Annotated in this window: 6 protein-coding genes and 6 pseudogenes; 6 read left to right on the top strand and 6 right to left on the bottom strand. The window is 52.8% G+C overall.

The features are described from left to right. The first annotated feature begins 269 nt into the window (after nucleotides 1-269). Nucleotides 270-518: a type II toxin-antitoxin system Phd/YefM family antitoxin gene (locus HMPREF3178_RS03205; RefSeq protein WP_004187025.1), complete on the top strand. Its 249-nt coding sequence runs from the start codon at nucleotides 270-272 to the stop codon at nucleotides 516-518. Further along, nucleotides 508-792 carry a type II toxin-antitoxin system RelE family toxin gene (locus HMPREF3178_RS03200; RefSeq protein WP_032731992.1) on the top strand — a complete coding sequence of 95 codons (285 nt, stop codon included), beginning with the start codon at nucleotides 508-510 and terminating at the stop codon, nucleotides 790-792. Before HMPREF3178_RS03205 ends, HMPREF3178_RS03200 begins: the two co-directional genes overlap by 11 nt. A 15-nt stretch (nucleotides 793-807) precedes the next feature. Here HMPREF3178_RS03200 and HMPREF3178_RS31515 read toward each other — a convergent pair. Continuing rightward, a pseudogene (locus HMPREF3178_RS31515) lies at nucleotides 808-975 on the bottom strand (transposase); the annotation flags it as partial. Between the two features lie 51 nt (nucleotides 976-1,026). Here HMPREF3178_RS31515 and HMPREF3178_RS29400 point away from each other — a divergent pair. Continuing rightward, nucleotides 1,027-1,685, top strand: a protein-coding gene (locus HMPREF3178_RS29400; protein WP_223168439.1) for an IS1 family transposase whose coding sequence is annotated in 2 segments (ribosomal slippage) — nucleotides 1,027-1,276 and nucleotides 1,276-1,685 — 660 coding nt in all. Because the reading frame shifts where the segments join, the coding sequence is not laid out codon by codon here. Here the strand turns inward: HMPREF3178_RS29400 and HMPREF3178_RS03190 are convergent. Continuing rightward, nucleotides 1,665-2,717: pseudogene (locus tag HMPREF3178_RS03190) on the bottom strand (IS630 family transposase). The gene HMPREF3178_RS29400 and the pseudogene HMPREF3178_RS03190 sit on opposite strands and share 21 nt — an antisense overlap. A 354-nt stretch (nucleotides 2,718-3,071) precedes the next feature. On the opposite strand from HMPREF3178_RS03190, the pseudogene HMPREF3178_RS29395 reads away from it, so the two are divergent. Continuing rightward, nucleotides 3,072-3,458: pseudogene (locus HMPREF3178_RS29395) on the top strand (IS66 family transposase); the annotation flags it as partial. A gap of 71 nt (nucleotides 3,459-3,529) precedes the next feature. On the opposite strand, the gene HMPREF3178_RS03180 reads toward HMPREF3178_RS29395, so the two are convergent. Continuing rightward, complete coding sequence (locus HMPREF3178_RS03180; RefSeq protein ID WP_050597291.1) at nucleotides 3,530-6,181, bottom strand: excinuclease ABC subunit UvrA; 2,652 nt, start codon at nucleotides 6,179-6,181, stop codon at nucleotides 3,530-3,532. 405 nt (nucleotides 6,182-6,586) lie between these two features. Then, nucleotides 6,587-7,647, bottom strand: a pseudogene (locus tag HMPREF3178_RS03175) (S-(hydroxymethyl)glutathione dehydrogenase/class III alcohol dehydrogenase). A gap of 254 nt (nucleotides 7,648-7,901) precedes the next feature. Here HMPREF3178_RS03175 and HMPREF3178_RS32065 point away from each other — a divergent pair. After that, nucleotides 7,902-8,003, top strand: a pseudogene (locus HMPREF3178_RS32065) (IS3 family transposase); the annotation flags it as partial. A 45-nt stretch (nucleotides 8,004-8,048) separates the two neighbouring features. Here the strand turns inward: HMPREF3178_RS32065 and HMPREF3178_RS03170 are convergent. Then, complete coding sequence (locus HMPREF3178_RS03170; protein ID WP_070584992.1) at nucleotides 8,049-8,354, bottom strand: putative quinol monooxygenase; 306 nt, start codon at nucleotides 8,352-8,354, stop codon at nucleotides 8,049-8,051. A gap of 125 nt (nucleotides 8,355-8,479) precedes the next feature. On the opposite strand from HMPREF3178_RS03170, the gene HMPREF3178_RS03165 reads away from it, so the two are divergent. Then, nucleotides 8,480-9,466 carry a GlxA family transcriptional regulator gene (locus HMPREF3178_RS03165; RefSeq protein ID WP_032731991.1) on the top strand — a complete coding sequence of 329 codons (987 nt, stop codon included), beginning with the start codon at nucleotides 8,480-8,482 and terminating at the stop codon, nucleotides 9,464-9,466. A 78-nt stretch (nucleotides 9,467-9,544) separates the two neighbouring features. Here HMPREF3178_RS03165 and HMPREF3178_RS03160 read toward each other — a convergent pair. Beyond that, a pseudogene (locus HMPREF3178_RS03160) lies at nucleotides 9,545-9,712 on the bottom strand (family 1 glycosylhydrolase); the annotation flags it as partial. Between the last annotated feature and the right edge of the window lie 110 nt (nucleotides 9,713-9,822).

Below are 9,822 nucleotides of genomic sequence, written 5' to 3'. Positions count from 1 at the left end.
GCCAGAAAGCGTGCGCATTGCCTGAAAACACAACCAGCTACAGGGACACTCGCCCCGAATCTGATTTATTCAACAACGCCATAAATACACAAAAGTGCTTAGGTTCTAATTTCAATACATTTGCCTCCCCTCCCCCCTGTTTCTGCAACTTTTCTCATTAAGTCATAACATGTCCCCGGCATTTTCACCGGGTAGAACTCAATTAAAAGCACCTTTAAGAATGCTTTTAAACGCGCTACAATGAACACTTAAACCTAGGAGGTAACATTATGGCATTTCAGGTTCTGACCACTACAGCAGCTAGCATTACTGAACTTAAACGTGACCCTATGGGTACTTTCCACGCCGGGGATGGCGCTCCGGTAGCCATTCTTAATCGTAATGAGCCTGCATTCTACTGTGTGCCACCGGCACTCTATGCCCAGTTGATGGAGCTTCTGGAAGATGAAGAGCTGGGACGGATGGCTGATGAGCGAAGCGGAGAAAAGGTTATAGAGGTCAATATTGATGACCTATAAGCTGGCTTTCAACGAATCCGCGCTGAAAGAATGGAAGAAGCTGGGTCATACACTACAGGTACAGTTCAAAAAGAAGCTCAAAGAGCGCCTGGAGAACCCCAGAGTTCCGGCATCACAGCTACATGGACGTAAGGACCAGTATAAAATTAAGCTACGTGGTGCCGGATACCGCCTTGTCTATCGTGTAGAGGACGACATTGTCACAGTCACTGTTATCGGCATAGGCAAACGCGAAAACGACGACATTTATAATGCAACCCTTAATCGCAATTAACTAATGCTGTAAGCACTATTTTGGAGTCGTATCCGGGCCTACTTTCTTTCTGGGTAACGTTGGCGGCTTCACATCATCTTTACTCTGCGTTCGCCGTGTCATCCAGGGATGGTCAGCAGCAGGTTTGACGTAATATTTTGAGCACAAATTATACCTCACATTATCCACATGCTCATGTACGGTAATGCTACCAACTTGCTGATTTAGTGTATAATGGTGTTTTGAGGTGCTCCCGTGGCTTCAGTCTCCGTCTGCTGTCCCTCCTGTTCCGCTACTGAAGGCGTGATGCGTAATGGCAAAAGTACTGCCGGGCATCAACGTTATCTCTGCTCTCACTGCCGTAAAACATGGCAGCTCACCTTCACTTATGCCGCATCCCAGCCCGGCACACACCAGAAAATCATTGATATGGCTATGAACGGCGTCGGTTGCCGTGCCACCGCACGACTAATGGGCGTGGGCCTCAACACCATTTTGCGCCATTTAAAAAACTCAGGCCGCAGTCAGTAACCTCCCGGATCCAGCCGGGAAGTGACGTCATCGTCTGTGCGGAGATGGACGAGCAATGGGGTTACGTCGGGGCCAAATCACGTCAGCGCTGGCTGTTTTACGCGTATGACAGGATACGCAGGGCGGTGGTAGCCCACGTTTTCGGTGAACGCACTATGGCCACACTGGAGCGTCTTCTGAACCTGCTGTCAGTTTTTGACGTGGTGGTATGGATGACGGACGGCTGGCCGCTGTATGAGTCACGTCTGAAGGAAAAGCTGCACGTCATCAGTAAGCGTTACACGCAGCGAATTGAGCGACACAACCTGAATCTGAGACAGCATCTGGCAAGGCTGGGCAGGAAGTCCCTGTCGTTCTCAAAATCAGTGGAACTGCATGACTAAGTCATCGGGCACTATCTGAACATAAAACACTATCAGTAAATTGGAGTCATTGCCAAAGTGGCGTACTTTTTTCAACAGTTTCCACATTGACCGGCACTGATGATTCCGGGTGATGGTTTCGTGCAGCGCCTGCCATAGCCTTTCAATGTGATTAACCCACGGCGAGTAAACAGGTTGATAAATGACTCTGAACTTCGGGTTGCACTTCAGCCAACGCAGCGTTTCTCTGCTCTTGTGAATAATATAGTTATCAACGATTAACGTGATGGTTTTTGCCCGCCGGTAAGTCGCCTTCAGATGTTTTAACAGGCTGATAAATAAGGGTGAACCTTTACTGTTTCCACCAACGTAGCTGACTTTTCCCGTACCGCTGTGGAGTGCTCCCGCTAGATAATATTTTTCGTTCTGCCCCGGCGTGACAACGCGTTTCTGATGGCCCCGTCTCTGCCAGTCTGCACCGATTTTAGGATTGAGATGGATATCCACCTCATCTTCGTAAAACACCGGATGCTCTGCACTACATTCGTCCAGCGCTTTGTGGATTGCCGCCATTTTTTCATCTTTGTGCGGGTCGCGAATATGCAGTGTGGGCGCGGCTCTGCGCCACACCAGACCGGCGGCGGGTAACCAGCGACGCACCGTCGAAGCATGCAGGCAGCAGCCTGTTATCTCTCTGATTTTTATTGCCATCAGTTCCGTACTCTAACGGGAACGCTGATAACCAAAATCGCCCGGCGTGTGTTTTATCAGTTCACGTAATAATGTGCAGATATGCTCAAATGGCCAGCGACGGGAACGTCCTGCGGGTAATGATTTCAGGCCTTCAACTCCCGACAGCGTGAACCAGTTAATCCAGCGGCCGACGGATGAACGGGCACAACAGAGTGTTCTGGCTACGTCACTGACACGATCGCCCCGGTGCAACATCAGCAGAGAAGTGAGTCTGCGTGCATGATTTTTGTCACGCGTTTTATGGATAGTTTTCTGCATCAGGCGTCGTTCAGCGCGGGGGATGGGTGCTATGATCGGCATCGCTCAGTCCGGTTGGTGGTTTGTTTCTTTTTGGCGATTGATCAGATCGCACAATCCGGGCTGAGTTCCCCTAAAGTGATCTACTATTTGGAACGCTTATTTAGCTCTTAGCAGTCTTAGAGACTGTCATGGGCATATTACCAGGCGTAGAAACCCTGCGAGGGTAGGGTTTCTACGCCTTTGCTGTTGAGAAAGGTAGTTTAATTTGCACCCGACTTCACTCTCATTGATTAGTAAGCGTCAACTCAGCACTGTCTGGTTAAATTCGCCTCTCCTGTAATTTAAGCGTCCCCTTATTCTAATTAGGTGGACACCTGATGACTGACTTAAAATTTCTATCACGCCAGCGTTACACATCCGCAGTCGCATCTTGCGGGGTTCAGCGGGGTGTTGCAGGCGGACGCGTACGCCGGGTTCAACGAGCTGTACCGCGAAGGCCATTTAAAGGAAGCGGCGTGCTGGACGCACGCGCGGCGCAAAATCCACGACGTGCACGTGCGGACGCCCTCTGACACCACGACCGAAGCGCTGTGCCGTATCGGCGAGCTGTATGGCATCGAGGCGGGCATCCGGGGCAAAAGCGCGGCGGAACGGCTGGCCATTCGGCAGGAAAAAGCGGTACCGCTGCTGACCGCGCTGGAGGGCTGGCTGCGTGAAAAGCAGAAAACGCTGTCACGGCACTCGGAGCTGTCGAAGGCGTTCGCGTACGCGCTGAACCAGTGGGATGCGCTGAAATTATACCTGCGGGAGATTACTGATACAGAACACGCCGGGAATGTGCCGCCATTGACGCAATGACGACACAGCCCTTTTTAACCGTTCCGTGAGAGTTCCCTGGCAATATACTGTGCGGTACGGCTTTCTTTGACCTGCGATACCTGTTCGGGAGTTCCTGCGGCAACCAGGCGTCCTCCCTCATGTCCCGCTCCAGGACCGATGTCGATAACCTGGTCTGCCTGAGTAACCGCCCGCATATCGTGTTCAATCATTATCACCGTATTTTCTGCATCAACAAGCCGCTGCAGCTGCACAAGGAGGCGGTCGGCGTCTGAAGCATGCAGGCCGGTTGTCGGTTCATCTAGGATATACAACGTGTGGCCACGTTGGCTACGTTGTAGTTCGGTTGCCAGCTTGATCCTTTGCGCCTCCCCTCCGGATAACTCGGTTGCTGGTTGTCCCAGACGCAGGTAGCCCAGACCAATTTCACTCAGCAGACGGAGGGGACGAGCCACTGGTTCTTCAGTCGCAAAGAACTGACTGGCTTCATCCACCGTCATATGCAGGACCTCCGCGATATTTTTGTCCTGCCAGCAGACCCTGAGAGTATCCCGGTTATACCGCGCGCCATGGCAGGTCGGGCACGGTGCATACACGCTCGGCATAAACAACAGCTCCACGCTGACGAATCCTTCACCTTCACAGGTTGCACAGCGGCCTTTTGCCACATTGAAAGAGAATTGACCCGCATCGTAATGATGGAGTTTGGCGTCAGTCGTTCCGGCAAAGAGCTTACGAACAGGATCAAACAACCCGGTATATGTCGCCAGGTTTGAACGGGGGGTCCTGCCTATCGGTTTCTGGTCAACCTGAACCAGACGCTTTACCAGTCCGGTATCACCGGTCAGGGTACCGTACGTTTTCTCCGTTACGGATGGCCCCTCAGCGTCGCTGGCTTCGGAAAGCACGTCTTCTGGCTCACCGCCAAGTGAAGAAAGCACCAGTTCCGGTAAGGCCTGGGCAATCAGACTGGATTTACCGGAGCCAGAGACTCCCGTCACGGCTGTCAGCACACCCAGAGGAATATCAACATCGATCCACTTAAGATTGTGGCGATGGATCCCCTGCAGTTTCAGCCACCCGGATGGGATACGGGCAAAAGATTGTGGTGGCCGGACTTCATCAAATAAATAACGCGCGGTACGAGATTGGGTGACGGCTTTCAGATCTTCAGGAATACCACTGTAGAGAACATGCCCTCCCTGTTCACCAGCCGACGGTCCCACATCAACAAGCCATTGCGCCCGTCGCATCAGGTTAAGATCATGTTCAACGACAAACACCGAGTTGCCGGCATCACGAAGGTTCTCAAGCGCATCGTAAAGCGCTTTACTGTCTGAGGGGTGCAGACCCGCAGACGGTTCATCAAGAACATAGACCACACCAAACAGCATCGAACTGAGTTGCGTGGCAAGACGCAGTCGCTGAAGCTCTCCGGCAGATAGCGTTGGGGTTGCTCTGTCCAGAGTAAGATAACCCAGCCCCAGCTTCTGCAACTGATACAACCGGGCCATGACACCACCGGTCAGCCGTTGTGCCGCCAGTCGTTTCTCTTCCGATAACGCCGATGTCCGGCGGACATCGGGTGTCACGGAATGGACCGCTTTTCCGGATGCAGCACGCTCTGTCAGATCCCGACGGGTGATATCCCTGTCGGCATCTGCGCCGGCGTGGTGGGCACTGAAATCCCCCCGGGAGATTGGAAGGAGCAATTCCGCCAGCTGGTCTAAGGGCATCTGCATAAATTCACCAATGTCCACACCGGCAAAGGTGACGGACAATGATTCTGACTTCAGCCTTTTCCCGTGACAGACCGGACACAGCTTGCCTTCCATAAAACGGGAGACTCGTTTTCTCATCAACGCGCTTTGCGTGCTGGCGAAGGTATGTAGCACATAACGACGTGCCCCGGTGAAGGTCCCCATATAACCCGGCGTCATTTTTTTCCTGACGGCTTCGCGCGTATCTTCCGGACTCAGTCCCGGGAAAACCGGTACCGTGGGGGTTTCTTCGGTAAAAAGGATCCACTGACGGTCTTCCGCTGGCAGATTTTTCCAGGGAGTGTCGATGTCATACCCCAGCGTCACCAGAATATCCCGCAGATTCTGTCCGTGCCAGGCCGGGGGCCAGGAAGCAATAGCCCTTTCACGGATACTAAGTGAGGGATCGGGCACCATCAGTGTTTCAGTTACCTCATAGATATGGCCCAGACCATGGCAAGAAGGGCATGCCCCCTGCGGCGTGTTGGGAGAAAAATCCTCGGCATACAGCATCGTCTGTCCGGCAGGATAAGCGCCCGCCCGTGAGTACATCATTCGCACCAGACTGGATAAGGTGGTCACGCTGCCGACAGAGGAGCGCGCGTTACTGGCACCGCGTTGTTGCTGAAGCGCAACGGCTGGCGGCAGTCCGTCAATGGCATCCACATCCGGAACCCCGACCTGATCAATGAGGCGACGAGCGTAAGGGGCAACCGATTCAAAGTAGCGCCGTTGCGCCTCAGCATAAATGGTGCCAAAGGCCAGTGAAGACTTACCCGAGCCTGACACACCCGAAAAAACAACCAATGCGTTGCGCGGAATGGAAACATCCACCTCTTTAAGGTTGTTCTCGCGAGCACCGCGAATCACAACTGAATTGCTGTCGTCAGTCAGGATGGGATGATAACCGAAAAGTTTCTTTGCCATAGAATTTCCTTTGTTAGGTGTGTCCGCTCTTAATAAGGCCACCTCTTGTGACGGTATCTGGTGGTGTGCCGGACCGCTCGATCAGAAAGCCCGTCGAAAAAAGCGTTTGTGTGACCGGAAACAGGTTGCTGTAGCTGGGCCCGGTGGTACCATGTGGGACACCGCTGAAGTTTCAGCGGTACCCTGCGGATCCGCCTTCTGTATGAGAACTGGCTGGCGGCGTACCCGGGACCGGAGATTTGGCTCCCGTGATAATGCGGGCTCCCCAGTACGCGACGCTGTGGTTCCAGACCCAGCTGATGGCGACACTCAGGCGGTTTCAGGTACCAATTAAAAAATACAGATGAATAATCTTCCAGAACCACCACGCCAGTGCTCCCCGGAAGTACGTCAGGGATCCGGTGATCAGTAGTGGATCACCGTACGAAAAGATCTACCTTCGTGCATCAGGTCGAAGGCTTCATTGATGTCATCCAGACCCATGGTATGGGTCACGAAAGGCGCCAGATCGATCTCACCTTTCATGGCGTCTTCTACCATGCCAGGAAGCTGGGTCGGCCTTTAACACCACCAAAAGCAGAGCCCTTCCATACACGACAGGTGACCAGCTGGAACGGGCGCGTGGAGATCTCTTTACCGGCGCCTGCGACACCAATGATAACTGACTGACCCCATCCGCGGTGCGCGGATTCAAGCGCAGAACGCATGACGTTTACATTGCCGATACACTCAAACGTGTGGTCAACACCCCAGCCAGTCAGCTCAATGAGAACGTCCTGGATAGGTTTGTCATAGTCTTTCGGGTTAATGCAGTCTGTTGCCCCGAATGAGCGGGCCAGTTCAAATTTCTCAGGGTTGGTAGCGATGGCAAAGATACGCCCCGCTTTTGCCTGACGTGCACCCTGCACCGCTGCAAGGCCAATGCCGCCCAAGCCAAAAATAGCGACCGAGTCACCTGGCTGTACTTTGGCGGTATTGTGTACTGCGCCGATACCTGTCGTAACACCGCAACCCAGAAGACACACATGCTCATGATTCGCCTGCGGATTGATTTTGGCTAAAGACACTTCAGCGACAACGGTATATTCACTGAAGGTGGAGCAGCCCATATAGTGGAAAAGCGGCTGACCTTTATAAGAGAAACGGGTGGTGCCATCAGACATGAGTCCTTTACCCTGCGTAGCACGAACAGAGATACACAGGTTAGTTTTGCCGGATTTACAGAACAGACATTCGCCACATTCTGCGGTGTAAAGCGGAATAACATGGTCGCCAGGTTTAACGCTAGTGACGCCTTCACCCACTTCCACAACAACGCCGGCACCTTCGTGCCCCAGAACCGCCGGGAAGACACCTTCCGGATCGTCACCAGACAAGGTAAATGCATCGGTATGACAGACACCGGTGTGGGTTATTTTTACCAGAACTTCACGTTTACGAGGTGGTTCCACATCAATCTCAACGATCTCAAGCGGCTAACCAGGTCCAGATGCAACAGCTGCACGTGATTTTATATGTCATTTCCTTTCATTACAGTTTAAGACCCCATCAGACATCTGCCTGGCAGAGTTAACGGAGATAGGAGCCGACTATCGAAATGGTGTCGTCGATTGGCTGGACTGACCCCGCCCCGGTAGACGCTCCTGCCCTATAGTTTGAGTATAGGAGGAGCGTATGGGCACACCACGATTTACACCTGAATTTAAGGAAAAGCCGTCCGTCAGATATCTTCGATTACATTGAAGTGTTCTACAACCGGGCCCGGCGCCACAGTCATCTCGGCGGCGTCAGTCGGGAGGCTTTCGAACAGGCCTCGTCGTGAGGACAGGATTTGTCTACAGGCGTGGGGTCAGGCCAACGTACCGAATTAAATACCTTTTGCCGCAATCAAAACCGCAGGATGAATGTGTGGCTCTTCTGCCAGCAGAGCGGGTACGGTAGCGAATATTTGTTTAGCTGCTTCACCGGACATATGGAGTTCCCTTGAGTCTGTACTACTGAACAGATCTACAAGGAAAACCGTTTCAGGACTCGTTTCTGAGCGGGTCACCAGCCAGTGAGTGGTGCCCTCTTCTGCATTAACATGAGGCAAAGCAGCGGCTATGCGCTCTGCTACTTCAGCGCCTTTTCCTTCTCTCGCTTTAAATGAAATCAGTCCTGCTGTTGTACTCATTGTTTCTTTCTCCTGTTGTAATAATCATGGCTTTCTTACGAGAATTATTGTATCAGGGTTAGGCAACATGGCACTGTGGCGAATCTGCCATTAAACCGGCTTTTTCGGCCAATTACAGGACTGAGATGAAAAAGATAGTCATTATTGCTTCCCCGGGATGCCTTGCTTCAGGCTATACCGGGCTGGCTGATATGTTCTCTCTTGCCGGAAGAGCCATATCAGCTGCTCGCAAGGAGCCGTCACCCTTTGATATCATGACAGCAAGTCCGGACGGGCAGCCAGTGACCGACGGAAGCGGGCGGTTACTCACCGCCGATGCGGCACTGGCAGATATCAAATCATGCGATGCGGTTCTGATCCCCGGGTTTGTACCCGATGCATCAAACACGCCGCCACAGCTCGGTAAACTGGGCAGCATAGCGTCATGGATACGGCAACAGTACGTGCATGGCGCCCTGGCTTGTGGCTCGTGCAGCGGAGTGTTTATGCTGGGCGAGGCGGGGCTGCTCAACGGCAGAAAATGTACGACAACCTGGTGGCTGTACGATGAGCTCAAGCGCCGTTACCCCCGGGCAAACGCCATCTGGGGCAATGCTCTGACTGAGGATAACCGTATAGTTACGGCTGGCGGGCCGCTTTCATGGATTGATGTGGCCTTACACGTTGTGCGTCAGCTTGAGGGGACGGAGGCTGCGCGCATTGCAGCAGAATTTGCTGTAGTGGATACAACGCCTCCCGCAAGGGCTGTTTATATGCCCACCGCGCACCTCAGCCGGCCGGACAGTATTCTACCCGGTGCAGAATTTTTTATAAGGCAGGAAACATCAACGCTGCTTACCACAAAAGAGCTGTGCCGGCGCCTTGCCATTTCGGAGCGAACCTTTCACAGGCGTATAAAGGCGGAAACAGGCGAGTCACCGAAACAGTTTATCGACAGGATCAGGTGTGAAATGGCAAGGCTGGCACTTGAAACATCCGCTAAAACCATAAAGCAGATCGCAACTGATGCAGGTTACGCGGATGAGGGCAGTTTCAGGAGGGTCTTCAGCCGGATGACCGGTATGAATCCGGCATTATACCGCCGTTGGGTGAAAGACCGTACCCGGGAATAATGCACAGTAGGACCGGGAGGTATCCGCGCGGAATTATGGGACGCCCTGACAGCACAGTGCTGCCTGGGCTGTGCTGTGTTAACTACTGAGGTCTTTTCCGTTCGTGGCGATGACTTTTTTATACCAGTGGAAGCTTTTCTTACGGGAGCGTTTTAGTGTTCCGTTCCCCATACCATCCTGGTCAACATGTATAAATCCGTACCGTTTGGACATCTGAGACGTGCTTGCGCTGATCATGTCTATAGGTGTAGCGACCTGCATTTGAAATAGGTACGCCTGCATTTACCGCTGATTATCAGCCCACATTAGCTGCAACCAGCGCAGGGCTTTGTTGAATAAATCGAACTTTTGCTGAG

The sequence above is a fragment of the Klebsiella sp. HMSC09D12 genome, from assembly GCF_001808475.1.
Taxonomy (GTDB): domain Bacteria; phylum Pseudomonadota; class Gammaproteobacteria; order Enterobacterales; family Enterobacteriaceae; genus Klebsiella; species Klebsiella oxytoca.
This window is presented reverse-complemented; position numbering and strand designations above follow the sequence as displayed.

Coding starts and splice junctions, on each gene's coding strand:
- HMPREF3178_RS03205 (WP_004187025.1), top strand. CDS start 270: ATGGCATTTCAGGTTCTGACCACTACAGCAGCTAGCATTACTGAACTT.
- HMPREF3178_RS03170 (WP_070584992.1), bottom strand. CDS start 8,354: ATGAGTACAACAGCAGGACTGATTTCATTTAAAGCGAGAGAAGGAAAA.
- HMPREF3178_RS03165 (WP_032731991.1), top strand. CDS start 8,480: ATGAAAAAGATAGTCATTATTGCTTCCCCGGGATGCCTTGCTTCAGGC.
- HMPREF3178_RS03200 (WP_032731992.1), top strand. CDS start 508: ATGACCTATAAGCTGGCTTTCAACGAATCCGCGCTGAAAGAATGGAAG.
- HMPREF3178_RS03180 (WP_050597291.1), bottom strand. CDS start 6,181: ATGGCAAAGAAACTTTTCGGTTATCATCCCATCCTGACTGACGACAGC.